We start from the raw sequence: 24775 nt of genomic DNA on the forward strand, positions 1-24775 counted from the left end.
ACGTTAGGATCGCGCCATGATCGACCTGGGTGAGGACCCGCTGAAGCTGGACCGGCAAGTGTGCTTCGCGCTGTCGGTGGCTTCGCGCAGCGTGATCGCGATCTACCGGCCGCTGCTGGAGCCGTACGGCCTGACCCACCCGCAGTACCTCGTGATGCTCGCGTTGTGGGAGCGCTCGCCTCGGTCGGTGAAGGACCTGGGTACGACGTTGCGCCACGAGCCGGCGACGCTGTCCCCGCTGCTCAAGCGGGTCGAGGCGCTCGGCTATGTGACGCGGAGCCGCAGCCGCGAGGACGAGCGGCAGCTGACGGTCGAGCTGACCGGGAAGGGCCGCGCGCTGCGCGCCGAGGCCGAGAAGATCCCGTACAAGGTGGTCGAGACGCTCGGGATGGACGTCGCCGAGCTGGAGGCGCTGCACGGCGTCCTGACCCGGGTCATCGACGCCACGGCCTGAGGAATGCCCCGCCGCCGCGCGGGGTTGAGCACGGTGTGCTGAAGATCAGGCTGGGCGTCGCACCGGCGGCGGGGACCGGGCCGGCTGAATTCGCCGGGCTGGCCCGGCGGCTCGAGGACGCCGGCGTCGACTCGCTGTGGCTGTCCGAGCTGGTCTACTCGCCCGAGGTCGACCCGATGATCGGCATGGCGCACGCGCTCGGGCGGACTTCGCACCTCAAGGTCGGGACCGGCGTCGCGATCCTGCCCGGGCGGCACCCGGTGCTGGTCGCCAAGCAGCTGCTGACACTGGCCGGGCTGGCACCGAAGCGGGTCCTGCCGGTGTTCGGGCTGCGTCCGGCCCGGAAGGCGGAACACGACCTGTTCCCGGTGCCGCCGGGCCGCCGCGCGGCGGTGTTCGACGAATCCCTGATCTTGCTGCGCCGCCTCCTCGAAGAGGACGAAGTGTCCTTCGACGGCGAGTTCTTCCAGGTGTCGGAGGTGTCGCTGGGCCCGCGTCCGGCGAAGCGTCTCGACGTCTGGCTGGGCGGCTCCGCCCCGGCGGCCCTGCGGCGGACGGGCCGCCTGGCGGACGGCTGGCTGGGCAGCTTCCTCACCCCGGCCCAGGCGCGCGACGCCCGTCTGGCGATCCAAGCGGCCGCGGCCGAGGCGGGGCGCGAAATCGAGGAGGACCACTTCGGGCTGAGCCTGGCGGTGGCGGAGCACGGCGTGCCCGGCGAGCTGGTGGCCGCGGCGGCCCGGCGCAATCCGGGCGTGCCGGTGACCGACCTCGTGGCGACGAGCTGGGCCGAGGCGCGCAGGCTGGTGGAGCAGCACATCGAAGCCGGGCTGTCGAAGTTCGTGATCAGGCCCGGGCACGGGGACTTCGAGGACTTCCTGGAGAAGTTCCAGGCCGAGCTGGTGCCGCTCCAGAACTGACGGCTGAGGCTGTCGAGAAGAACAAGACTGCACTTCTCGCGAGTTCGCGGGCACCCTCGTCGGCATGCGTGAACTCGCCGCCGAGCAGGACCGCCTGACCACCCTCTACGCCCGCCTCGACGCGTTGCGCGGCGAAGCGGCCGCCGCCCTCGCCCGCGGGCACGCGGCGGACGTGTGGCGCGCGGAGCTGACGCGGCTGACCGCGGCCGAGCACGGGCTGTGCTTCGGACGGCTCGACCTCACCGGTGGCCGGCGGGTCTACATCGGACGCCTCGGGCTGTTCGACGCCGACGAGGCCCTGCTGGTCGACTGGCGCGCCCCGGCCGGCCGGCCCTTCTACACCGCCACCGCCGCCGAACCCGGCGACGTCGTGCGCCGGCGCCGGATCACCACGCGCGGGCGGACCGTCGTCGCCCTGGACGACGAGCTGCTCGACCCCGACGCGCCCGCGGACGGCCTCGTCGGCGAGGCGGCGCTGCTCGCCGCGGTGACGGCCGAGCGCACCGGGCGCATGCGGGACGTCGTCACGACCCTGCGGGCCGAGCAGGACCGGATCGTCCGCGACGGCGCGCGGGGCGTGCTCGTCGTGCAGGGCGGCCCCGGCACCGGCAAGACGGCCGTCGCCCTGCACCGGGTCGCCTACCTGCTCTACACCCACGCGCACCTGCGGACCCGCGGCGTCCTCGTCGTCGGCCCCAGCCGGGTGTTCCTCGACTACATCGGCCAGGTCCTGCCGGGGCTCGGCGAGGACCGCGTGGTGACCGCGACCGTGCCCGACCTCGTCCCCGGCGTCGTCGTGAGCGCGGCGGACTCGGCAGGCGAAGCCGTCCGCAAGGGCCGCGCGGGAATGGCGGCGGAGCTCGCCGGGCGGGTGCGCGCGACGGTCCGGGTGCCCGGGGAGCCGGTCGACGTCGAGTTCGAGCGGCAAGTGCTGCGCCTGGAGCCGGCGGTGATCCGCCGCGCCGTCCGGAAGGCGCGGGAGACCGGGCTGCCGCACAACCCGGCGCGGCTGGTGTTCCACCACGAGGTCGTGGGCACGCTGGCGGGGGAGCTGGTCGACCGCATGGAGGCGGTCGTGTTCACCGAGACCGGCGAGGCACTCGACGGCGGCAGCGCCGACGGCCGGCTGAGCGACGCCGATCTCCGCGCGCTGGCCGGTGCGGGCGTGGTGCTCGGCCCCGAGGACGACAGCCCGCGTTCGCTGCTGGACGAGGGGGACCGGGAAGCCGTCCGGACGGCCCTGCTCGGGGACGCGGGCGTCCGGGACGTGCTCGACGGGCTGTGGCCGCCGCTGACCCCGGCGGACGTCGTCGCGGGCCCGTGGAGCGCCGCGGACGTCCCGTTGCTCGACGAGGTCGCCGCGCTGGTCGGCGAGAGCGTGCCGGTGTTCGGGCACGTGGTGGTCGACGAGGCCCAGGAACTGTCCGAAATGGACTGGCGGATGCTCGCGCGGCGCTGCCCGTCGCGGTCGATGACCGTCGTCGGGGACCTGGCGCAGACCGGGACCGCGGCGGGCGCGGTGTCGTGGGACCGCGTACCCCGGCCGCACCGGCTCGCCGAGCTCACCGTCAACTACCGCACCCCGGCCGAGATCATGGCGGTCGCGGCCGGGCTGCTCGCCGCGCACCGCCCGGGGCTGCGGCCGCCGCGGTCGGTGCGGGAGAGCGGTGAGACGCCGTGGCGCGTCGAAACCACGGACGTGCCCGGCACGCTCGCCGCGCTGGCCGCGGGGCACGCGAGTGGCAAGCTGGCGATCATCGCGCCGCGGACGGCGGACCTCGCGGCCGCGCTGGCGCTTCCGGTGCCACCGGACCTCACCGACGACGTCGTGCTGCTGACCCCGGCGGAAGCGAAGGGCCTGGAGTTCGACCAGGTCGTGGTCGCGGACCCGGCGGCCATCCTGGCGGCCGGGCCGGCGGGCCTGTACGTGGCGATGACGCGGGCCACGCGCGGACTCGGCGTCGTGCACCCGGGCCCGGTGCCGCCGGAACTGCGTTCGCTGGCCGTCCGGGACGCCTAGAACTCCAGCTGTTCGGTCTTGCGCGGCATGAGCAGCAGCGCCACCACCGAAACCACCGCGACGACCAGCAGGCCGACGAACACGTAGTGCGTCGCCTCCGCCAACGCTCCTCGCACGAACCTCGCCACGGGGGAGTCCGTGTGGCCGCCCAGGACGAGGCTCGTCGCGTCCACCGACGGCGGCAGCTTGCCCGCGACCTCCGGTGGCGGAGAAGCGAACCGCGAGGCCAAGGTCGCGTTGGCGATCGCGCCGAAGACCGCCGCGCCGACCGCGCTGCCCAGTGACCTGCTGAACAGGTTCGTCGCCGTCACCACGCCGCGGCGGTCCCAGCCGACCACCGACTGGACCGCCACCAGCGTCGGGCTCGACGTCAGGCCCAGGCCCAGCCCCAGGACGAACGCCGCCAGCGCCGCCGCCCAGATCGACGACGACGCGTCCAGCGACGCCACCAGGACGCCGCCGCCGACGACGAACACCGTGCCGATCAAGGCCGTGTCGCGGAAGCCGATGCGCAGGTAGATCTTGCCGGCCAGCGACGCCGAGATCGGCCACCCGACCGTCAGCGCGGCCACCGCGAACCCGGCGACCAGCGCGCCCGCGCCGAGGACGCCCTGGGCGTAGGTCGGCAGGTACGACGTCAGCCCCATCAGGACCGCGCCGACCACCACGGCCAGCAGGTTGCCGCCCACCAGGATCCGGCGGGTGAACACCCACAGCGGCAGCACCGGCTCGGCGGCGCGCTTCTCGACCAGCACGAACGTCACGAGCAGCGCCGCGCCCGCGGCGAAGATCGCCACGCTCGGCACCGAGCCCCACGCCCACGCGACGCCGCCTTCGAGCAGGCCCAGGATCACCAGCGAGCAGCCGGTCGTCAGCAGCGCCGCACCCGGGTAGTCGACCTTGTGGGCCTTGCGCTCGACCTTCTCGGCGAAGTTGCGGTGCAGCATGAACGCGGCGATCGCGCCGAGCGGCAGGTTGATGAAGAAGATCCAGCGCCAGTCCAGGTACTCCGCGAACACGCCGCCGAGCGTCGGGCCGACCACCGACGCGATGCCCCAGACGCTCGCGACGTAGCCCTGCACCCGGGCGCGCTCCTCCACGGTGTACAGGTCGCCGATGATCGTCATCGACATCGGCTGGATGGCCCCGGCGCCGATGCCCTGCACCGCGCGCGCCGCGATCAGCACCGGCATGCTCCACGCGGCGCCGCAGAGCACCGAGCCGACGAGGAACGCCGCGATCCCGAAGAACATCACCGGGCGCCGGCCGAGGACGTCGGCGAACTTGCCGTAGAGCGGGACGGTGACCGCCTGGGTGAGCAGGTAGATCGAGAACAGCCACGGGAACTGCGAAAACCCGCCGAGGTCGCGCACCACGGACGGGACGGCGGTCGCGATGATCGTGCTGTCCAGCGCGACGAGCGCCGTGCTGAGCATGACCGCGACCAGCACCGGGCCGCGGTCGGACCGGAAGCCGACCCCTTTCGCGCTGGTGGCGGCGTCGGTCGTCATCGGCGGGCTGCTCCTCGGGAGGGTCATGACCGGGGTCAACTACTTTGCTGTCCTAAGCATTCCACCGGGGTCCCCGGGACCCCAGTGAATTTCCGTCCCGGTGCGCATCGCGGAAGATGGGTCGGATGAGCGACTGGATCCGCCCGATCGGACAGGGGTGGGTGGTGCGCGACGCGGTGCCCGGCCCCGACGTCGACGAATTCGCCGAGCCCGACCGCGTGGTCGCCGCGCTGGCCGCGCCCGGTGCCGCCGACACCCTGCTGGCCGTGCAGCACCCGGCCCGGACGCCGGCGGCGCTGGCGCGCGGGCTCGGCCTGGCCGACGCGGTCCCGGTCGCGCGCGCCGTGCTCGAACGGCTCCGCAAGCGGTTCTACCGGCCGGTGCGCGAGGTCGTCGCGCCCTACCGGATCGAAGGGCCGGACGGCGTGGCGCTCGGCCTGCTCTGCCTGGTCGACCCGGCGGCCGTGACCGACGACGGCGCCGCGCGGGTCCGGCACACCGAGGACGTCTACGCCGACGTCGTGGCCGAGCGCGCCGCGGTGCTGGCCGGGCTCGGCTGCGCGACGAGCGCGGCGATGCTCGTCCCGGCCTCGGACGGCGACCTGCTGACCGAGCAGGTCGAACGGGCCTGCGCCGGCCTCGGCCTGCCCGATCTGTCCACCACGGACGCGGCCGGGCGGCGGCACGAGCTGTGGGTGGTGCCGCCCGGCCCGCTGCAGAACCGCCTGCTGGCTTCGGTCGCCGCGGCGGACCTGCTGGTGGCCGACGGCAACCACCGGGTCGCGGCGGCCTCGGCGGCCGGCCACGGCGCGTTGCTGGCCCTGGTCACGGCGGGGCCGCGGCTGCGGATCGGCGCGATCCACCGGGTGCTGACGGGCACCGGCCTCGGCCCGGAGGACCTGGTGTCCCGGTGGACCGCGGCCGGGCTCGACGTCCGCTACGACGAGCACGCGGAGCCGGTCCCGGGCGAGGTGGTGGTCCGCGCGGGAGCGGCGGTGCTGCGGATCCCGCTCCCGGTCCTGGACGGGCCGCACCCGGTGATCGACCACGAGGTCGTCGAGCGGGTCCTGTTCGCCGACGCGCTGGGGGTGGACCCGGACGGGCCGTGCGTCCGGCCGCTGCCCGCGGGCCGGCCGCTGCCCGCGGGCCGGCCGGTGCCGCCCGGCGCGGACGCGGTCGTGCTGCTGGCGCCGGTGCGGTTCGCGGACGTCCTCGCCGTGCACGCGGCGGGGCGGCGGATGCCGCGGAAGGCCACCTACTTCACGCCGAAGCCACGCAGCGGGCTGGTGCTCGCGGAGCTCTAGCTTTGTGATGCCCAGGAACGTTGTCCCGAGTTGAGGTGACCACTGGCGGCCTGTCGTGCAGACAGGTGAAGGCCTCCGGAGACCTTCGTGTCCCACCCTAACGCCACCCTGACCGCACGTACCCGGCTGCGGCTCGCCCGCCTGATCGTCGAGCAGGGCTGGACCCATGCCGAAGCGGCGAAGATGTTCATGGTCGCCGCCAAGACTGCCGCGAAATGGGCGCAGTGCTACCGCGCCGAAGGCGTGGCCGGGATGGCTGATCGCAGCAGCCGCCCGCACCGCAGCCCGGCCCGCACCGCCGGCCCGGTGGTGCGGGCGATTGTGCGGCTGCGGTGGCGGTACCGGTCGTGCCCGGTCCAGATCGGTGGCCGGCTCGGCCTGCCCGCTCCACCGTGCACGCGGTGCTGGTGCGCTGCCGGATCAACCGCCGGTCCCGCATCGACCGGCTCACCGGCGAACCCCGACGAAACCGCGGTGACTGCCGCCGCGGTGCTGCGCCGGGCGGTGGCCTACGCCTGCTTCTACCCGACGGAAACACTGCGGCGGGCAGCACTACCGGGCTGGCTGCACTTCTGCAATCACCATCGACCCCACAGCGCAACCGGCGGCAAGCCGCCGGTCACCCGGCTGACCAATCTCCCTAGACATCACATCTAGCGGGCGTCCCACCAGGCCAGGACCCGGGTCGCGAACAGCGTCAGCCACTTCGACGGCTCGCCCGGCGGTACGTCCACTTCGAACCACACCCGGCCGGTGTGCCGCTCGGTCTGCAGCCACGTCCCGTCCGGCTGCCGGGCCGCGCGGATCAGCTCGATCGCGTCGGCCAGGCGCGGGTCGGGCCGGTCGGTGTCGCGGAAGTACGAAGCCGCGTTCAGCACGTCGTAGTGCCAGCGGATCGGGTAGGAGAAATCGCCCGCGTCGGGGATGATCGGCTCGCCCGTCGAAAGCCGCCGCAGGAGGTGGCGCTCCAGCAGGTACTCCTCGCCGGCCCGGCGGGCGGCGCGCGTGGCGGCCGAGCCGCCGGTGGCCGTTTCCCAGGCGAGGAGGCCCTTGAGCGAGTTGAGTGTCGAGTGGACGGACGAGCGCGTCGATCCTTCGACCCATTCGCAGTTCCAGCCGCCGTCCGGCAGCCGGTGCTCGACGAACCACTCCGCGATCCCCGCGACGTCCGCGCCGAGCCAGACCCCGTTGGCCAGCGTCCAGGCGTTGATGCAGCAGTCGACCTCGCCGTCCCAGTAGGGCAGGTTCTCGTACTCCCACCGGCTGTTCCCGGCCAGCAGCGCCGCGGTGCCGCGCAACGCCGAAGCGTCCAGACCCCATTCGCGCAGGGAATTGAGCGTCCACGTCGTCGCCGTCCACGGCTGCGGCTCGTCGCCGCGGAAGCCCGCCGGGAAGAACGCGCCGCCCGCCCACTGGCCGTCCGCGTCCTGCAGGGAGAGCAGCCGGGCGCCGAAGCCTTCGGTCGCGATCCGCGCCCGCGTCGCCGCCCAGACCTCGGGCGGCTCGCCCGCCAGGTCGCGCTCGACCTGCCAGCGCAGGGCCGGATCGGAGGCGCGCAACCAGGCGAGCACGTCCATCAGGCCCCCGTGACGCCGTCGATGGCTTCGCGCAGGAAGTCGGCGTGGCCGTTGTGCCGCGCGTACTCGTGGATCATGTGCAGCATCACCAGCCGCAGCGAAACGTCCTCGCCCCAGCGCGCCTGGTACCCGGTGACGTCCAGGGACTCGGCCGCTTCTTCGATCTTGCGCGACTGCTCCACTTCGGCCTGCCACGCTTCGAACGCCTCCGCGCGGGTCGAGGTGCTCGCGTCGTAGGCGGCCTGGAAGTCCCCTTCGGACGACCACCGCAGCGGGATGTCCTCGGCGTTGATCACCCGCCGGAACCAGGTGCGCTCGACCTCGGCCATGTGCCGGACCAGACCCAGCAGCGACAGCGTCGACGGCGGGCTCGACGCCCGGCGGAGGTCCTCGTCGGACAGCCCGTCGCACTTCATGGCGAGGGTGGCGCGGTGGAAGTCGAGGAACGTGCGCAGCATTTCGCGCTCGCCCCCGGTCAGGGGTGGTTCGGGTCGTTCGGTGGTCACGGAGGAGTGTGTAACACATCCGGAAATGTCGTACCCGTGTTTTAAGCTCGCGCGGTGGACTTGCCCGTGATGCCGCCCGTGCGGCCGATGCTCGCGAAAGCCGTGCACGAGGTGCCTCGTGACCTGGGGCTGCTGTACGAGCCCAAGTGGGACGGCTTCCGCTGCGTCGTGTTCCGCGACGGCGACGAGATCGAGCTCGGCTCCCGCAACGACCGCCCGCTGACCCGCTACTTCCCGGAGCTGGTCGAGCTGCTGGCCGCCGCGCTGCCGCCGCGGTGCGTCGTGGACGGCGAGATCGTGCTGGTCACCCCGGCCGGGCTCGACTTCGAGACGCTGCAGCTGCGCCTGCACCCGGCGGCGTCGCGCGTGCGCAAGCTGGCGGAGGAGACGCCGGCCAGCTTCGTCGCCTTCGACCTGCTCGCCCTCGGCGACACCGACCTCACCGAGGCCCCCTTCCGCGAGCGGCGCAAGCAGCTGGAAAGCATCCTGCGCACCGACGCCGAGGGCCTCCAGCGCGTCCACCTGACCCCGCTGAGCGACGATCCCGCCCAGGCCGAGGACTGGTTCACCCGGTTCGAGGGCGCGGGCTTCGACGGCGTCATGGCCAAACCCGGCGACCTGCCCTACGAGCAGGACAAGCGCGTGATGCTGAAGGTCAAGCACGAGCGCACGGCCGACTGCGTCGTGACGGGCTTCCGCTGGCACAAGGACGGTGCCGGCATCGGTTCGCTGCTGCTCGGGCTGTTCGACGACGAAGGCGTGCTGCACCACGTCGGCGTCGCGAGCAGCTTCACGAAGGCGCGGCGGGCCGAACTCGTCGAGGAGCTGGCGCCGTTGCGGGAGAACGCGCTCGAGAACCACCCGTGGCGGTCCTGGGCCGAGTACGAGCCCGAGCCCGGGCGCCGGCCGGGCGCGATGAGCCGCTGGGCGCCGCAGAAGGAGCTGTCGTGGGAGCCACTGCGGCCCGAATGGGTGGCGGAGGTCCGCTACGAGCACCTGCAGGGCGGCCGGTTCCGCCACGGCGGCCGGCTGGTCCGGTTCCGGCCCGACCGCACGCCGGAGTCGTGCACGTACGCCCAGCTCGACGAGGCACCGCCCGCCGAGCTCGCCGAGCTGTTCGGGGAGGCGCGATGAGCGAGGCGCTGGTGCTCGACGTCGACGGCGTCGAGGTCAAGATCAGCAGCCCGGACAAGGTCTACTTCCCGGAGCGGGGCCAGACGAAGCTCGACCTCGTCGAGTACTACCGCGCGATCTCGGGGCCGCTGCTGGCCCGGCTCGGCGGGCGCCCGCTGCTGCTGGAGCGCTACCCGGACGGCGCGGGCGGCAAGAACTGGTTCCAGAAACGCGTGCCCAAGGGCGCGCCGCCGTGGCTGAGCACCACGGTCGTCTCGACACCGAACGGCACGACGAGCGACGCGCTGGTGGCCAAGGACCTCGCCCACATCCTGTGGGCGGTGAACCTGGGGTGTCTCGGCTTCCACGTCTGGCCCTACCTCGCGAACAGGCCCGAGGTGACCGACGAGCTGCGCGTCGACCTCGACCCGTCGCCGGGGATCGGGTTCGACGAGCTGCGCGAGGCAGCGTTGCTGACCCGCGATTTCCTGGCGGAGCACGGCATCGAAGGGCATCTGAAGACGTCCGGTTCGCGGGGGCTGCACCTGTACGTGATGCTCGAACCGCGCTGGGACGGCTTCCAGGTGCGGGCCGCGGCGGTCGCGCTCGCGCGGGCGCTGGAGCGGCGGCACCCGGAGAAGATCACCGCGCAGTGGTGGAAGGAGGAACGCGGGTCGCGCGTGTTCGTCGACTTCAACCAGAACGCGCCGCACAAGACCGTGTTCGGCACGTGGTGCGTGCGGCCGCGGGTGGGCGGCCAGGTGTCCACGCCGATCGCGTGGGACGAACTGGACGGTGTCGAGCCGGACGCGTTCACGCTCAGCACGGTGCCGGCGCGGGTGGCCGAGCGGGGCGACCCGTGGGCCGGGGCGGGGGAGCGGCCGCAGTCGATCGAGCCGCTGCTGGAGATGTCCGAAGCGGACCTGGCGAACGGGTTGATGGACGCGCCCTGGCCGCCGGTGTACCCGAAGATGCCGAACGAGCCGCCGCGGGTGGCGCCGAGCCGGGCGAAGAAGGCGTGAGGTGGCCACGGTCGCGGAATGCCCGGCCGACGACGGGTTCCTGCCGGCGCTGCTGACGGCGATGACGGCCGAGCTGGTGGTGGTGTACGACCTGCCCCCGGACGCGCGCCTGCGTCCGCTGGCCCCGGCGAGCCGGTTTCTGCTGGCCCGTGACGGTTCCCGGGCGATCGGCTGCTGCGCGGTGGAGCCGGTTTCGCCGGGGGTGCACGAGCTGAAGCGGATGTTCGTGGCGCCGGACGCGCGCGGAACCGGGGTGTCGACGGCGCTGGTGGCGGAGTCCGAGCGCCTGGTCCGCAGTGACGGCGGGGTGCGCCTTCGGCTCGAAACCGGAATCCGCCGGCCCGCGGCGATGAGGTTGTACGAGCGGGCGGGGTACCTGCGGGTGCCGAACTTCCCGCCGCACCAAGGTGATCCGGAGTCGGTCTGCTACGAGAAGGAGCTGGCTTGGCCGGCCGGTGGTGCGAGCCGGGGCGAGAGCTGGCTCCACGCGAGCAGCGCCAGCAACCCGGTCACCCCGAACACCGCCGCCTGGCCGGCGACCGACGCCGCCGCGCCGGCCAGCGGGGCCGCCGCCGTCTGACCGGCGCCCAGCCCGGCGAACGACCACGTCACCCCGCGGGCCGGCCGCTCGGGGAACAGCCGGGCGGCCCACAAGATGCACAACCCCGTCAGCGCCATGTACGTCAAGCCGAACAGCGCGCTCGACACCAGCGCGCCGGGCAACCCCGGGCGGGGCAGGGCGAGCAAGCCGATCCCGCCGGCCGCCAGCGTCCACACCGCCACGTTCGCGGTCCGCAAGCCCACCCGCTCGGCCAGCCGGCCCGCCCCGCCGCCGAACAACCCGGCCACGCCGATCGCGCACCAGCAGCACGTGACCGCGACCGGGCTCAGGCCCGCTTCGGCGAGCCGCGAGCTCGAGAACGTCCAGTACGGCGCGCTCGTCACCCCGATCAGGACCGAGTTGACCACCAGCGGCGCCTTGCCCCGGGCCGGGGCGGGCTCCGGCGGCACAGCCGGGGCCTGGGGCAGCACCCGCCGGGCGAGCAGCGTCACCCCCACGCCGAGCGCGGCGAACGCCGACCAGATCGCGGGCCAGCCGAACGTCAGCAGGGGCGTGAACGCCGAGGCCGCCAGCCCGAGCCCGGTGCCGGTGTTGGCCCAGGTCTGCGCCCGGTCCCGGACGCTCGCGCCGACCGTCCGGCCGATCAGCTGGGCTACGCCGGGTGACACCAGGCCCGCACCGGCGCCCGCGACGACGATCCCCGCCCCGAACACCACGACCCCCGGTGCGGCGGCCATCACCGCGAGGCCGAGCGTCGCCGCCGCGCCGGCCAGGACGACCGTGCCGTGCGCGGAGCGGCGGGACGCCACCGGCGAGATCAGCAGCCCGAGGCCGTACCCGGCGGTGGACAAGCCGCCGAGGACGCCGGCGCCGACGGTCGTCAGCCCGAACGTCTCGCTGAACCGCGGCACGAACAGCCCGTACGCGTAGCGCGCGAAGCCGTAGCAGAGGGCGATCACGGCCGCTCCGGCCGCGGCGGTCGACCACCACGTGGCCGTCGTCTTCCGTTCCGTTTCGAGGGCCATGGCCTCCACCAAACAGACAGGTCTGTCTGTTGTCAATCGATGGTACGGTCAGTGCAGGCCAGAGCCATACCGATCGGTCAGGAGGACGCTGTGGGCCGAACCCCTCCCGGTGCCGCGCGCGCCAAGGTGCTCGAGGCCGCGTCGACGCTGTTCTACCGCGACGGAATCCACGCCGTGGGTGTCGACACGGTGGCGGCCGAGGCGGGCGTGACGAAGGCGGCTCTCTACGGCAACTTCGGCTCCAAGACCCGGCTCGTCGTCGCCTACCTGCGGGAACGCGACCGGCGGTGGCAAGAGGAGATCGACCGGATCACGCAAGCGCACGCCGGCGCGCGGGCCAGGGTGCTGGCGGTGTTCGACGCCTACGAGACCTGGCTGGCCCGCGACGGCTACCGCGGCTGCGCGTTCCTCAACGCGACCTCGGAGTTCCCCGACCCCGACGACCCGGTCCGCGAAGTCGTCCGCCACCACAAGACCGCGCTGCACGGCTTCCTGCGCGCCCAGCTCGACCGGGCCGGACGCGCCGACGCCGGACGGCTCGCGGACGAGCTGATGCTGCTGCTCGAGGGCGCGACGGTCACCGCCGTCGTCGCTCGTGACGCGCAGCCGTTCCGCACGGCGAAGCGGCTCGCCGAGACGTTGACCGCCTAGATCTCCAGGTCCAGCGAGAGCTGGCCGAGGTCATCGCCGGCCGGAGCCACGCGGATCCCCGCCGGCGGGGCCGGCAGCGTCGCGACGCACGCCGGGCAGGGCGCCACCTCCGACGTCGTCAGGTCCACCGGCTTCCAGCTGCGGGACTCGCGCTCCCCGCACGCCGAACGCCGGTAGCGCAGGTCGCCGGAGCGGGTCATCAAGTGCGCCAACGGCACCTCTTCGGGCAGCACGCCGACCAGGTACCAGCGTGGCGCGCTCACCGCGGTGGTCGTCATGGCCCTCAGTCTCCGTCGCCGCTCCCACGCCCCCGGCGCATTTGCCGGTCTTCGGCGTGGCGGGGCCTCAGGCCTGGTCCGGCAGGTAGCGGAGGATGTGCAGCAGCCCGCGTTCGTCGACCGCCGACGGGTCCGGTGCCACGCACGCCGCCAGTTCCGCCAGTACCGCGTCGGCGTCGATGCCCGCGCCGATCAGCACCAGCTCGGTGCGCCGGGGCTCGTCCGCGGGCCACGCCGAGCGCTCCAGCTGCACGAACCCGCCCACCGTGTGCAGCCGGAAGCGCTCGCCGGCGCCGAAGTCGGCCTGGCCCTTCATCCGGTACAGCCCGGCCGGGCGCCGCTCCAGCCATTCGACGAACGCCTTCGGCGCCAGCGGCGTCCCGGCGGTGAACGTCACCGTCTCGTACGCCGCGTGCAGGTGCTCGGCGTGGTCGTGCTCGCGCAGGTCGTCGAACGACAGCTGGCCGACGCGCTCGCCGCGGGGCTCGGGGTCGAAGAACAGCCGCGGGTCGACGCGCCCGTGCGAGGTGACCAGCAGCGGACGGCCCGGCGCGAGCTCCTCGACCGTCGCGGTGAGCTTCGCCAGCTCCTCCGCGGCCACCCGGTCGGCCTTGTTCAGCACCACCAGGTCGGCCAGCCGCACGTGGTCGGCCAGTTCGGGGTGGCGCTCGCGGGCGGCCTCGAACTCGGCGGCGTCCACCACCTCCGCGAGCCCGCCGTAGCGGATGTCCGGGTTCTCGCTGGCGATCATCAGCCGGATCAGGTCGCGCGGCTCGGCGATGCCGCTGGCCTCGACGACGATGACGTCGATCCCCGCCTCGGCCGAGGAGAGCCGGCCCAGCATGGCGTCGAGCCCGCTCGCGTCGACCGCGCAGCACAGGCACCCGTTGCCCAGCGAGACCATCGTGTCGACCTGGCCGGCCACGGCGAGCGCGTCGACGTTGACGCTGCCGAAGTCGTTGACCACGACGCCGACCCGGGCGCCCTCGCGGTTGGCGAGCAGGTGGTTGAGCAGCGTCGTCTTGCCCGCGCCGAGGAACCCGGCGACGAGAACCACGGGGATCTTGCGCACAAAACGACTCTAGCGTCGCGCGCGGGCGCGTCGATACACGGGGGACCGGCGCCCGAGAAGGCCGTTGGACGAATACCCTCGAAAAGACGCAGGCCGGCCGGAGATAAAGGATCACAGTGGCTTCACTGTCCACAGTGATCTATTGACGGGAAATGCGCAGTGACATGTCCGGATAACGCTTGGTAGCAGTTATTTTTCCGGCGTTTTCGCTGGCCGGGGCGGAATTCCGGGACGCGGCCCGGTGCCGTTCACATCCGGTGGATTGCGTCCGCGTGAACGTGGGGTACTCTCCCCGGCCTGGCCGGAGGCGCTGCGGTGGCAGCGACTTCCGGCCTGCCCCGTTGCCGGCGACCATCGGAGGAACGGTGAACCTTTCCGTCGGGATGCAGAACACGATTCCGGAGAGTGGGGGAGCGCGATGACGGTTACACCCGAGCGGGTGACGCCCTCGCTGCCGATCTACCAGCGCGTCTCGGAGGAGCAGAGCGTCAATTCCGCGGAAGCGGAGGAATTCCTGGACCGCATGTTCGCCGAAGGCGCCGCCGACGACGGCGACCGCTTCGAGACCCGGCTCGCGCAGATCCGCGCGGAAATCGCCGAAACGGGCACCTACCGGCACACCGCGGCCGAGCTGGCCTACGGCGCGCGCGTCGCGTGGCGCAACTCCGCCCGCTGCATCGGCCGGCTGTACTGGCACAGCCTCCGGATCCGCGACCGGCGCCGGGTCACCGACGCCGCCGCGATCGCCGGCGAATGCACCGCCCACCTGCGCCAGGCCACGCGCGGCGGCCGGATCCGGCCGACGATCACCGTCTTCGCCCCCGACACGCCGGCCGCGCCCGGGCCGCGCATCCACAACGAACAGCTGATCCGGTACGCCGGGTACCGCCTGGACGACGGTTCGGTCCTCGGCGACCCGCGCTACGCGGAGTTCACCGAGCAGGTGCGAAGACTCGGCTGGCGGCCCCCGGAGCGCAAGGGCTCCTTCGACGTCCTGCCGCTGCTGATCGAGGCGGAGCCGGGCGACCGGCGGCTGTTCACGCTCCCGGCGGACGCCGTCCTCGAGGTGCCGCTGACCCACCCCGACCACCGCTGGTTCGCCGGGCTCGGCCTGCGCTGGCACGCCGTGCCGGCGATCAGCAACATGCCCCTGGTGATCGGGGGCGTCACCTACCCCGCCGCGCCGTTCAACGGCTGGTACGTCGGCAGCGAGATCGGGGCGCGGAACCTGGCCGACGAGCTGCGCTACGACCTGCTGCCGGTCGTGGCCGAGCTGATGGGCCTGGACACGACGTCGGAGCGGACGCTGTGGCGCGACCGGGCGCTGGTCGAGCTGACGCTCGCCGTGCAGCACTCGTTCGACGCGGCCGGCGTGACGATGGCCGACCACCACACCGAATCGCGGCGGTTCCTGTCCCACCTGGACCGCGAAGAGCGGTCCGGCCGGCGGTGCCCGGCCGACTGGAGCTGGATCGTCCCGCCGCTGTCGGGCGGCCAGACCCCGGTCTTCCACCGGTACTACGACCCGCCCGACCCCGGGGAGCGGCCCGCGTTCCTCTCACCGGACTGAGTAGCCGCGGCGGGCGGGGAGCCACGGAGAGCAACGTCGGAGCGCCCGTATGGCGGATCGTGCGCGGCCCGCGGCGCAAGACCGCGCGGCAGGGCCGACAATGGGACGCATGACCGCAGTCCTCGTCGCCTACGCCGGGCGCCACGGCGGAACCCGGCAGATCGCCGAGGTCATCGCCGCCGAGCTCGGCGAAGCCGGCCTGAGCGTGGACGTACGCGACGCCGCCGACGTCGCCACCGTCGGCCACTACGCCGCGGTCGTCGTCGGCAGCGCCCTGTACTACCACCGCTGGCGGCCCGAGGCCGTGCGGCTGCTGGAGCGCAACGCCCGGGCGCTCGCCGAGCGCCCGGTGTGGCTGTTCCACAGCGGACCGTGCGGTCCCGGCGCCGCCGGTCACCAGGTCAGCCTGCCGGCGAACGTGGCGCTGCTCGCCGCGCGCATCGACGCGGAGCGCACCGCGACCTTCGGCGGCCGGCTGGACCCGGCGACCGTGCGCGGGCTGATCCCGCGGCTGATGGCCTCGGGCCGGCGCGCGGGCGACTTCCGGGACTGGGACCGGATCAAGGCGTGGGCCCGCGACGTCGGCCGCCGCGTCCGGACGCGCGTGTCGCTGTAGGCCCTTGCCCGCGCGGTCCGGTGGGTGCTAGACCAGCCCTGAGGTCTTCCGGTGAGAAACCGACGGGACGGGGCGAACGTGACGGAACGGGAAGCAGCACCGGCTCAAGGCAAGAAAGCGCTTACATCCGATCAGCGCAACGCGTTCCTCGCGGCGCTGCTCGGCTGGAGCATGGATTCGTTCGACTACTTCCTCGTCGTGTTCGTCCTCGCGGACATCGCGAAGGACAAGTCGTTCGGCGCGACGGCGACCCAGCTGGCGTTCATCACGACGGCGACCCTCGTGATGCGGCCGGTCGGCGCCCTCCTCTTCGGCCTGTGGGCCGACCGCGTCGGCCGGCGGATCCCGCTGATCGCCGACGTCCTGCTGTACTCGGTGGCCGGTCTGCTCTGCGCGTTCGCGCCGAACTTCACGGTGCTGCTGATCCTGCGATTCGTCTACGGCGTGGGCATGGGCGGCGAGTGGGGGCTCGGCGCGGCGCTGGCGATGGAGAAGATCCCGGTGGCGCGGCGCGGGTTCTTCTCCGGCCTGCTGCAGGTCGGCTATTCGATCGGGTACCTGCTGGCGGCGCTGGCGTACCTGCTGTTCCACTCGGCCCTCGGTCTCGAGTGGCGCTGGATTTTCGTGCTGAGCATCTTCCCGGCGCTGATCACGCTGCTGATCCGCGCCCGGGTGCGCGAGTCGGAGGTCTGGGAAGCGACCCGGGAGAAGCTGAAGGTGACGCGGACGTCGGTCAAGGACGTCCTGCTGAACGGGAAGGTGATCCGCCGCTTCGGGTACCTGATCCTGCTGATGACGGCGTTCAACTGGATGAGCCACGGCACCCAGGACGTCTACCCGAGCTTCCTCAAGGCCCACGACAACGGCGGTGCCGGCCTCAGCGCGTCGACGAGCACGTGGATCGCGGTGCTGTACAACGTCGGCGCGATCATCGGCGGCCTCACCTTCGGCACGCTGTCGGAGCGGCTGGGCCGCCGCCGGACGATCGTGACGGCCGCGGTGCTCGGCCTGCCGGTGATCCCGATCTTCGCCTTCGACCACGGCGCCGGGATGCTGGCGCTGGGCTCGTTCCTGATGCAGGTCATGGTGCAGGGCGCGTGGGGCGTGATCCCGGCGCACCTGACGGAGATGTCACCGGACGCGATCCGCGGCTTCTACCCGGGCGTGACCTACCAGCTGGGCAACCTGCTGGCGGCGCTCAACCTGCCGATCCAGCAGGCGATCGCGGAGTCCCACGGGTACTCCTCGGCTCTCTTGTGGACGGTCGTGCCGGGCCTGGTGGTGGTCGCCGTGCTGACCGCGATCGGCAAGGAGGCCAAGGGGATCCGGTTCGGCGAGTCGGCGGTGACGACGGCACCGGCCGGGGCGAAGTAGCTCGGCGGCGACGCCCGGGTCACCGAACCGTCTTCAGCCGTTCCACGAGCAGGAGCCAGTCGAGCGCCTCGGCCGTCGTGAGGTGCAGCGGGAGCGCCTCGCTCAGGCCCAGTGCCTCGATCGCCCGGCGGACCACCGGGGCGCAGCCCGCGATCGCGAACGGGACGCCGGCCTCGCGGGCGTCCGTGGCCGCCTCGACGAGCTCGGCGACGCCCCGGGCGGAACAGTGGGTGGCGCCGGTCAGGTCCAGGACGAGGACCGGCGGGGCCAGGCCGAGCTCCTCGCCGAGCCGCGACCGCAGCCGCAGGCTGCCGGCCAGGTCGATGTCGCCGTGCACGGCGAGGACGCTGACCTCGGCCGTGGTGGACACCACGAGCTCCATTTCCGGCAGCGGGTCACCGCACAGGCTGTCGTAGTACCGCGCCATCAGGGCGTCGACGTCCAGGCCGGCGGGGTAGGGGACGGCGTCGATCTCCCTGGCCCAGGCGCGGAGCGCCGCCAGCACCTCGCGGTGCCGGGCGTCGTCCTCGGGCCAGACCATACCTGTTACATCGCTCGCGGAGCCCATTCCGCAACACCGGCGCCGGTCACGGTGTGACCAGGCCCGCCTCGTAGGCGAAGATGGTCAGCTGCACCCGGTTGCTCACGTCGAGCTTCGCGAACGTGCGCGTGATGTGGGTCTTCACCGTCGCCTCGCTGAGGAACAGCTCGGCCGCGATGTCCGCGTTCGGCTTGCCCTGCGCGACCGCCGTGACGACTTCGCGTTCGCGGTCGCTGAGCAGCTCCAGCCGGGACTGGGCCCGGGCCCGGCGCGGGTTGGCGCGGGTCGCCACGAACTGGCCGATGAGCTGCTTGGTCGTGCGGGGCGACAACATCGCGTCGCCGTTCGCCACCACCCGGACCGCCCCGATGATCTCCTGCGGCGAGCCCTCCTTGAGCAGGAAGCCGCTCGCGCCGGCCGCGAGGGCCTCGAAGACGTACTCGTCGAGGTCGAACGTCGTCAGGATCAGCACCTTCGGCGCCCGCGGCTGGGCGAGCACCGCCGCCGTCGCGGTGAGGCCGTTCATCCGGCGCATCCGGATGTCCATGATCACCACGTCCGGCGCGTGCCGCGCGACCTGCTGGACGGCTTCGTCGCCGTCGCCCGCCTCCGCGACGACCTCGAGGTCGGGGGTGCTGCCGAGGATCATGGACAGTCCGGTGCGGACCAGCGGGTCGTCGTCGACGAGCAGTACGCGCACGCTCACCCGCCCATGCTAGGGCGCGGGCGGCACCCACGGGAGCGAGGCCCGCAGCACGAACGTCCGCTCGTCGGCCGGGCCCGCGGCGAGCGTCCCGCCGAGGAGCGCGATCCGTTCGTTGACGCCGGTGAGACCGGTGCCCGAACCGGGCGAGGGCACCGGGTGCGGCGGCAGCGCGTTGACGACCTCGATGAGCAGCCCGGCGCCGGGACCGCCGCGCACCGAGACCTCCGCGGGCGCGCCCGGCGCGTGCCGCAGGACGTTGGTGAGCGCTTCCTGGAGGATCCGGTAGCGGCCGTCCCGAGCGGCGCCGGGGCGGTGGTGGCCTGGTCGAGCAGGACGGTCAGGTTGACCGCGAGGCCCGCCTGCCGCGCGCCGGTGACCAGGTCGGGGATGTCGGCGAGCGTCGGCTGGGGCGGCTGCGCGGGCCCGCCGGCCGGCCGGTCGGCGAACCCGGGGCCGCGCAGGACGCCGATGACCTGGCGCAGGTCGTCGAGCGACTGCCGGGCGGTCGTCCGCACGGTCTTGGCCGCCGCCGCGGCGTCCGGGGTGGTGCCGCTGGTGACCTCGAGCGCGCCCGCCTGCAGCGAAAGCAGCGAAAGGCGGTGCCCGAGGACGTCGTGCATCTCCCGGGCGATCCGCGCCTGCTCCTCGCGGCGCGCCACCTGGTCGCGCAGGGCGGCCTGCTCGGCGGTCCGGCGCCGCGTTTCGGTGATGCTGTGCCGGACGACCCCGATGGTGAGCGGGATCGCCGTGTAGAACGCGGCGGTGAGGACGACCCCGGTCAGCATGGCGCCGGTCGTGCCCGTCGAGATCCAGGCTTCGGACAGCGACAGCTCCGCGTCCCGGCCCACGTCGCGCCACACCGCCAGGCCGGTCGCGGCGAACACGAGGGCCGCCGCGCTCCAGCGCCACCAGCCGGTGAAGTAGGTCGCGAGCGCGGCGAGGGCGATGAGCGCGGCCAGCGAGTCCGCGCGCAGCAGCAGCGGGGGCACGATCGCGATGCCGGTGACGACCAGGGGCCAGCGGTGCCGCCAGACGAGCATGATCGCCGCGCCCACCCCGAGGAACCAGCCCAGCAGCGCGCCGGCCGTCGGGTGGAGCTCGTCGCTGCCCGCCACGCTGATCTCCAGCGCCACGTTGGCGATCCCGCTCACCAGGCTCGCGGCGACCGCGAGCACGGTGCACACCACGCCCAGCACGGACCGTCCCATGGGAGAAGCCTACGGGCGCCGCCGTCCGCCCTTCCGCTGGTTCCCGCCGGCCGCGGTGACGACTTTCGTCGTAGCGCGCCTGAGTCCCGCGGACGACGCGGGCGGGGCCGCGCCACTGGTTACCTGCTCGCCGTCAGCAGAGGCGAAAGGAACCCCGATGACCGACTACACCCCGCTCCAGCAGCCCGTGGCCGCACCGCCCGCGCCGCCGCGCAACGGCCTCGGCACGGCCGGCTTCGTCCTCGGCCTCGTCGGGCTGGTGTTCTCGCCGATCCCGTTCGTCGGGGTCGTCGCCTGGCCGCTGGTCGTGCTCGGCCTGATCCTGTCCGCGGTCGGCGTCGCCAGGGTCCGGGCCGGGAAGGCCACCAACAAGGGGCTGTCGATCGCCGGGATCGTCGTCTCGGTGCTCGGGCTGGTGGTGAGCATCCTGTGGGTGGTGGTGATCGGCAAGGCGATCAGCGACGTGAACGACCAGGCCACCCAGCACCACACCGTGACCTACGAGGTGACCGGGGACGCGAAGTCGGCCGACGTCGTCTACAGCACGTTCGACCAGCACACGATCCTGATCAACACCGAGCAGTCGGCGGCGGTGCCGTGGACGAAGACGGTCGAGGCGACGGGGTTCCTCGAAGGCGCCCAGTTCGCCGCGACCACTGGGCCCGAGGGCGGTTCGGTCACCTGCAAGGTCGTCGTCGACGGCAAGCAGACGAAGACGGCGACCGCGTCGGGCCCGCTCGCGGTCGCCGGCTGCACCGGCTTCTGACGGCTCCGCGCCGCCCGGACGAGGGGGCCGGGCGGCGCGGGGAGGAGGGTGGGACCCGGCCAGGGGGCGGGTCCCACCCGTCAGCCGCAGTGCTCGAACTCGCTGTTGTAGGCCTGGCCGTCGACCGCGCCGCCCCACTTGACGCACTTGTCCGCGGCGGTGGCCGAGACCGGGCCGGCGAAGTAGGAGAACGCGCCCGAGTCGGTGGCCCGCGTCGAACCCTGGACCTCCAGGTAGGCCGACGTCTGCGTCGCCGTTCCCGCGGAGGTGCTCTTCATCGCGCTGACGCAGTTCTTGCCGTTCGAAGCGTTGTACGACAGGTACACCGTGCCCGCCGTGCCGAGCGGCGCCTGGTCGATCACGCCGTACCCGCCGCCGCACGCCGGGGCGCCCAGCTGGGTGTCCGTCACCGCCGCGTAGCGGATCGTGTCGTTGGCGTGGAACTCCGGGCCCGCTTCGAACAGCACGCCGATCGACGACTGCGACAGCTGCACCATGTCCGAGTAGGCCGCGTCGTCGCCCCACACGAGCAGGCTGCCCGCCGTGCCCGTCCAGTTGGCGCCCTCGTCGAACGACGAGTGGATGCGCAGTTCCTTGCGGCGGTCGCAAGTGGACGGTGCGGCGAAGACGATCCGGTTGTACCTGGCGCCCGTGTCGGTCGCGCTCATCCGCGCCGTGGAGCCCTCCACGGTCGGGGTGACGAGGTCGGTCGCGAAGGCGAACTTCGAGCTGAACGTCGCGCCGCCGTCGGAGCTGATCGCGAACGCGCGGTTGTGCGTGCCATCGGAGAGACATTTGTTGTCACTGTTGGCGTCGTTGCGCGCGGCGGCGTAGATCCGGCCGTCCTTCAGCTCGGTGACGCTGATCTCCTGCGGGTTCATCAAGTCCGATGTGGACGTGTCGGTGGCTCCGCGCTGCCACGTCGCGCCCTGGTCGTCGCTGTAGACCAGGGAACCGGTGTTCTTGCCGCCGGTCGTGTAGCTCATGCCGGCGACGATCCGGCCGGCGTGCGCGCCGCGGGTGAGCACGATGCCGTGCGACGGGCCGGTGGCCAGCCAGCCGGGCGCGCTCGCGAACCCGAGCTCGGTGGTCAGGACCCTGGGGGCGCCCCAGGTCTTCCCGTTGTCCTCGCTGATCGACACGCGCGGGATCCGGCCGCAGGCGGGATTGGTGTAGCACTGCATCGTGGACAGCAGCACGATCCGGTTGCTGCCCGGGATGACGATCGGCGCCGGGTTGCCCTTGGTGTCACCGTTGGCCTTGATGACGGTCTGCAGCGCGCTCCACGTCTTGCCGCCGTCGGTGGAGCGTTTCATGACGAGGTCGATCTCGCCGAGGTCGGCGCAGGTGGCGGCGCCGCCGTTGCGGCCCTCGGCGAAGGCGAGCAGGTCGCCGTTGTTCCCCTTGACGATGGTCGGGATGCGGTAGCAGTCGTGCCCTTCGGTGTTCTTGGTGAACACCAGCGTGCTGGCCACGTCGGCCGACGCGGCGGTGGCGCCGACGGCCGCCGGGACGGCGACGGCGGCGCACCCCAGCAGCCCGGCCAGGAGGCCCTGGGCGAGTCGGGTGATCTTCACGGTGAAAGCTCCCTACGGATTCGTTCTACGTCCTACGTCTCGGCGGTCAGCGTCGGCGCGGCCCGTACAAGACCCGTACAACCCGGCGTATAACGAACTATTCATGGCCGGGAGGAAAACGCCGGGTGAACGCTACGGCGAAGCTCGGCTCGCGGGTGCGCCGCAGATCGAGAACCCGATGTGGCCGGCGGCCCGGCGGCGGAGTTGCCGACGTCGGCGGTCAAGCCCGGCAGGGATGAGGTGCCGATGCGGCCGGCCGCCGGAAATCCGGTGACCGGCCGCATCCTCCGGCACCGCTCACCAGGGACGGTCGACTGCCCCGGTCGCCGGCGTGTACGTGATGTAGCCGCCCTGGAAGTCGCTGCGGTACACCCCGTTCGTGACGTACTCGTCGGTCGTCGGGTAGCGCAGGTACGACCGCTCCCAGCCCAGCGCCGCCCAGCGCTTGCGGATCTCGCCCTTCACCGCGTGCGCGCCGGTCGCGTTCGTGAAGTAGATCGAGTGGCCGAGGCTGAAGTGGTTGTACCGCCCGATGCCGTCGGGTGTGCCTGTTTCGTCGGTCGTCGGGTAGCCGAGGCCGCGTTCGTAGTCGAGTGCCGCCCACTTCTTGCGGATCTCACCGTAGATCGCGTGGGCACCGGTCGCGGCGGTGTAGTAGATCGAGCCGACGTTGGCGCCCTTGACGAAGTGGTTGTACCGGCCGACGCCGTCGGGTGTGCCTGTTTCGTCGGTCGTCGGGTAGCCGAGGCCGCGTTCGTAGTCGAGTGCCGCCCACTTCTTGCGGATCTCACCGTAGATCGCGTGGGCACCGGTCGGGGCCGTGTAGTAGATCGAGCCGACGTTGCCGTTGGCGACGAAGTGGTTGTACTGCCCCGAGCCGTCCGGCGTCGCCGCCGTGTCGGTCGTCGGCGGGCCGAGCTTGGCGTGTCCGCCGAAGGCGACGTACTTCGTCAGCACCGGCCCGGTGACGTACTTGGTGCCGGTCGCGGTACTCCAGTAGAGCCGGCCGTTCGCGTAGGTCCGGTAGTGGACCAGGCCGTCGGTGACCTCGGCCGCCGTCGGCGCCCCGAGCTTCGCCTGCAGTGCCGGGTCGGCCTTGTAGCGCTGGTCGATCGGGGTGTCGTAGTTCGCCGTCAGCGTCAGATCGCTCGTGCCGACCGTGACGACCCACGTCGTGTCGGTGGGACCGCCCTGCCAGCCGGTGAACTTCGAAACGCCGTCGGTGCCCAGCGGCGAGGCTTCGACGTCGAAGCTGGCGCCCTCGGTGACCAGCGCCGTGTTGACCCCGCCCTCGACCGGGATGCTCAGCGCCGCGGGCTGCGTGCTGAGCAGGGTGATCCGGTGCTGGCGCGGCCACGCCGTGTACGTCTTGGATGTGGTGACGCCCGCGCTGTCGGTCACCGTCGCGGTGAACTCCATCCGGGAGTCCGGGTGCTCGGTGAACGGCTGCGCGAAGCTCGCCCCCGTGCCGCCGGCGCCGGGGTGCGAGTGGCAGGTCGCCTCGCTCGGGCAGTGCCGGACCGCGGTGGTCCAGGTGACGGTGAGGGGGCCGTCCTCGGCGTCGGTCGCCGTGGCGCTCAGGCTGACCTGCTGGTTGACCGCGAACGTCGCGGTGTCGCCGGGCGTGGTCAGCGTGAGCTGCGGGGTGTGGTTGCCGGGCGCGACCTTGATGTCGGTCGTGCCGGTCAGGCCCAGCGGGTCCCGCACCGTCAGCTTCGCGGTGAACGACTCGGTGCCCGCCGCGTAGGCGTGGGACACCTTGGGTCCGGCGTCGGTCACGGTGGTCCCGTCACCGAAGTCCCAGTCGTACTTCAGCAGGTCGTTGTCGTAGTCGACCGAAGAGGAGCCGTCGAACGACACGGTCCGGGTGTCCGGGTCGGTCGTCGTCGTGGCCTTGGCGACCGGCGCGGTGTTGCCCGCCGAGTAGCTCAGCCGCCGCAGGTTGCCGCTGAGGATGTCGGCGAAGACGATGTCACCGTTCGGCGCCGCCGCGAACTTGACCGGGCCGCCGATGCCGGTGAAGACCGGCGGGTTCTCCGGTGCCTGCGTGAGCTTGCCCTGGTCGTCGTAGCGCAGCGTCCAGATCTTGTTGGTCACGTAGTCGCCGAAGAAGTACGAGCCGCGGTAGGCGGCCGGGTAGCTGGATCCGTTGTAGACGATCCCGCCGGTGACGCTGTTGCCCTGCATGGCGCCGGTACCGTGCTGGTACTCGAAGATCGGCGCCTGGTTCGGCACGCCGGCGCAGCCCGCCAGGGCGCTGTAGCCCGAGGTCGGGTGGTTGCCCTCCCAGCACGGCCAGCCCTGGTTGGACCCGCGCTGGACGACGTCGACCTCTTCCCACGTGTTCCAGCCGACGTCACCCACGACCGGCAGGCCGAGGTTCGGGTCGATGCTGAACCGGAAGG

22 protein-coding genes and 2 pseudogenes are annotated in these 24775 nt (G+C 72.7%); 13 read left to right on the forward strand and 11 right to left on the reverse strand.

Annotated features, from left to right (window positions below; all coding sequences use genetic code 11):
• The first annotated feature begins 16 nt into the window (after nt 1–16).
• The 3 genes from ACWEVP_RS46500 to ACWEVP_RS46510 all read left to right on the forward strand — a co-directional run bounded on the left by ACWEVP_RS46500 (nt 17) and on the right by ACWEVP_RS46510 (nt 3391).
• Nucleotides 17–454, forward strand: coding sequence for a MarR family winged helix-turn-helix transcriptional regulator (locus ACWEVP_RS46500; RefSeq protein WP_372672490.1), 438 nt, complete (start codon nt 17–19; stop codon nt 452–454).
• A 35-nt stretch (nt 455–489) separates the two neighbouring features.
• The gene (locus tag ACWEVP_RS46505; protein WP_452069019.1) at nt 490–1371 is read left to right on the forward strand and encodes a TIGR03854 family LLM class F420-dependent oxidoreductase; all 882 of its coding nucleotides are present in this window, start codon (nt 490–492) and stop codon (nt 1369–1371) included.
• Nucleotides 1372–1435: 64 nt separating this feature from the next.
• On the forward strand, nt 1436–3391 hold the full coding sequence (locus ACWEVP_RS46510; protein WP_452069020.1) for a HelD family protein: 1956 nt from the start codon (nt 1436–1438) through the stop codon (nt 3389–3391).
• Here ACWEVP_RS46510 and ACWEVP_RS46515 read toward each other — a convergent pair.
• Nucleotides 3388–4902 (reverse strand): MDR family MFS transporter, encoded by a 1515-nt coding sequence (locus tag ACWEVP_RS46515; RefSeq protein WP_452069021.1) that lies wholly within the window; start codon nt 4900–4902, stop codon nt 3388–3390. The genes ACWEVP_RS46510 and ACWEVP_RS46515 overlap by 4 nt on opposite strands.
• 125 nt (nt 4903–5027) lie before the next feature.
• On the opposite strand from ACWEVP_RS46515, the gene ACWEVP_RS46520 reads away from it, so the two are divergent.
• On the forward strand, nt 5028–6206 hold the full coding sequence (locus ACWEVP_RS46520) for a DUF1015 family protein (protein ID WP_452069022.1): 1179 nt from the start codon (nt 5028–5030) through the stop codon (nt 6204–6206).
• Nucleotides 6207–6293: 87 nt separating this feature from the next.
• Nucleotides 6294–6673: pseudogene (locus ACWEVP_RS46525) on the forward strand (leucine zipper domain-containing protein); the annotation flags it as partial.
• Nucleotides 6674–6859: 186 nt separating this feature from the next.
• Here the strand turns inward: ACWEVP_RS46525 and ACWEVP_RS46530 are convergent.
• Both ACWEVP_RS46530 and ACWEVP_RS46535 read right to left on the reverse strand, forming a co-directional pair.
• Nucleotides 6860–7783, reverse strand: coding sequence for a squalene cyclase (locus ACWEVP_RS46530; protein ID WP_452069023.1), 924 nt, complete (start codon nt 7781–7783; stop codon nt 6860–6862).
• Nucleotides 7783–8289, reverse strand: a complete 507-nt coding sequence (locus ACWEVP_RS46535; RefSeq protein WP_452069024.1) for a DinB family protein — start codon at nt 8287–8289, stop codon at nt 7783–7785. Before ACWEVP_RS46535 ends, ACWEVP_RS46530 begins: the two co-directional genes overlap by 1 nt.
• A gap of 54 nt (nt 8290–8343) precedes the next feature.
• Between ACWEVP_RS46535 and ACWEVP_RS46540 the strand changes: the two genes are divergently transcribed.
• From ACWEVP_RS46540 to ACWEVP_RS46550, 3 genes and pseudogenes are all read left to right on the forward strand, one after another.
• On the forward strand, nt 8344–9423 hold the full coding sequence (locus ACWEVP_RS46540) for an ATP-dependent DNA ligase (RefSeq protein WP_452069025.1): 1080 nt from the start codon (nt 8344–8346) through the stop codon (nt 9421–9423).
• On the forward strand, nt 9420–10424 hold the full coding sequence (gene ligD, locus ACWEVP_RS46545) for a non-homologous end-joining DNA ligase (RefSeq protein ID WP_452069026.1): 1005 nt from the start codon (nt 9420–9422) through the stop codon (nt 10422–10424). The genes ACWEVP_RS46540 and ligD overlap by 4 nt, the downstream gene beginning before the upstream one ends.
• Nucleotides 10425–10485: 61 nt before the next feature.
• Nucleotides 10486–10794, forward strand: a pseudogene (locus ACWEVP_RS46550) (GNAT family N-acetyltransferase); the annotation flags it as partial.
• A 56-nt stretch (nt 10795–10850) separates the two neighbouring features.
• Here ACWEVP_RS46550 and ACWEVP_RS46555 read toward each other — a convergent pair.
• The gene (locus ACWEVP_RS46555; RefSeq protein WP_452069027.1) at nt 10851–12011 is read right to left on the reverse strand and encodes an MFS transporter; all 1161 of its coding nucleotides are present in this window, start codon (nt 12009–12011) and stop codon (nt 10851–10853) included.
• Nucleotides 12012–12101: 90 nt separating this feature from the next.
• Between ACWEVP_RS46555 and ACWEVP_RS46560 the strand changes: the two genes are divergently transcribed.
• Complete coding sequence (locus tag ACWEVP_RS46560) at nt 12102–12662, forward strand: TetR/AcrR family transcriptional regulator (protein WP_452069028.1); 561 nt, start codon at nt 12102–12104, stop codon at nt 12660–12662.
• On the opposite strand, the gene ACWEVP_RS46565 is transcribed toward ACWEVP_RS46560, so the two are convergent.
• Both ACWEVP_RS46565 and ACWEVP_RS46570 read right to left on the reverse strand, forming a co-directional pair.
• The gene (locus tag ACWEVP_RS46565) at nt 12659–12940 is read right to left on the reverse strand and encodes a hypothetical protein (protein ID WP_452069029.1); all 282 of its coding nucleotides are present in this window, start codon (nt 12938–12940) and stop codon (nt 12659–12661) included. The genes ACWEVP_RS46560 and ACWEVP_RS46565 overlap by 4 nt on opposite strands.
• Nucleotides 12941–13007: 67 nt before the next feature.
• A complete protein-coding gene (locus tag ACWEVP_RS46570; RefSeq protein ID WP_452069030.1) occupies nt 13008–14012 on the reverse strand; it encodes a CobW family GTP-binding protein in 1005 nt (334 codons plus the stop codon).
• A 418-nt stretch (nt 14013–14430) separates the two neighbouring features.
• Between ACWEVP_RS46570 and ACWEVP_RS46575 the strand changes: the two genes are divergently transcribed.
• The 3 genes from ACWEVP_RS46575 to ACWEVP_RS46585 all read left to right on the forward strand — a co-directional run bounded on the left by ACWEVP_RS46575 (nt 14431) and on the right by ACWEVP_RS46585 (nt 17572).
• Nucleotides 14431–15582, forward strand: a complete 1152-nt coding sequence (locus ACWEVP_RS46575) for a nitric oxide synthase oxygenase (protein WP_452069031.1) — start codon at nt 14431–14433, stop codon at nt 15580–15582.
• 109 nt (nt 15583–15691) lie between these two features.
• Nucleotides 15692–16198 carry a flavodoxin domain-containing protein gene (locus tag ACWEVP_RS46580; protein ID WP_452069032.1) on the forward strand — a complete coding sequence of 169 codons (507 nt, stop codon included), beginning with the start codon at nt 15692–15694 and terminating at the stop codon, nt 16196–16198.
• A gap of 78 nt (nt 16199–16276) precedes the next feature.
• On the forward strand, nt 16277–17572 hold the full coding sequence (locus ACWEVP_RS46585; protein ID WP_452069033.1) for an MFS transporter: 1296 nt from the start codon (nt 16277–16279) through the stop codon (nt 17570–17572).
• 19 nt (nt 17573–17591) lie between these two features.
• Here the strand turns inward: ACWEVP_RS46585 and ACWEVP_RS46590 are convergent, their stop codons facing one another.
• The 3 genes from ACWEVP_RS46590 to ACWEVP_RS46600 are packed head-to-tail and all read right to left on the reverse strand — an operon-like array spanning nt 17592 to nt 20027.
• Nucleotides 17592–18113, reverse strand: coding sequence for an STAS domain-containing protein (locus ACWEVP_RS46590; protein WP_452069034.1), 522 nt, complete (start codon nt 18111–18113; stop codon nt 17592–17594).
• Between the two features lie 46 nt (nt 18114–18159).
• Nucleotides 18160–18819, reverse strand: coding sequence for a response regulator transcription factor (locus ACWEVP_RS46595; protein ID WP_452069035.1), 660 nt, complete (start codon nt 18817–18819; stop codon nt 18160–18162).
• Nucleotides 18816–20027 carry a sensor histidine kinase gene (locus ACWEVP_RS46600; protein WP_452069036.1) on the reverse strand — a complete coding sequence of 404 codons (1212 nt, stop codon included), beginning with the start codon at nt 20025–20027 and terminating at the stop codon, nt 18816–18818. Before ACWEVP_RS46600 ends, ACWEVP_RS46595 begins: the two co-directional genes overlap by 4 nt.
• 157 nt (nt 20028–20184) lie before the next feature.
• Here ACWEVP_RS46600 and ACWEVP_RS46605 point away from each other — a divergent pair, with 157 nt between their 5' ends.
• The gene (locus tag ACWEVP_RS46605; protein WP_452069037.1) at nt 20185–20793 is read left to right on the forward strand and encodes an MmpS family transport accessory protein; all 609 of its coding nucleotides are present in this window, start codon (nt 20185–20187) and stop codon (nt 20791–20793) included.
• 80 nt (nt 20794–20873) lie between these two features.
• Here the strand turns inward: ACWEVP_RS46605 and ACWEVP_RS46610 are convergent, their stop codons facing one another.
• Both ACWEVP_RS46610 and ACWEVP_RS46615 read right to left on the reverse strand, forming a co-directional pair.
• Nucleotides 20874–22370, reverse strand: coding sequence for a sialidase family protein (locus ACWEVP_RS46610; protein ID WP_452069038.1), 1497 nt, complete (start codon nt 22368–22370; stop codon nt 20874–20876).
• A 297-nt stretch (nt 22371–22667) separates the two neighbouring features.
• A partial coding sequence (locus tag ACWEVP_RS46615) for a PKD domain-containing protein (protein ID WP_452069039.1) occupies nt 22668–24775 on the reverse strand: 2108 nt, incomplete at its 5' end.

The sequence above is a fragment of the Amycolatopsis sp. NPDC003865 genome (assembly GCF_053605345.1).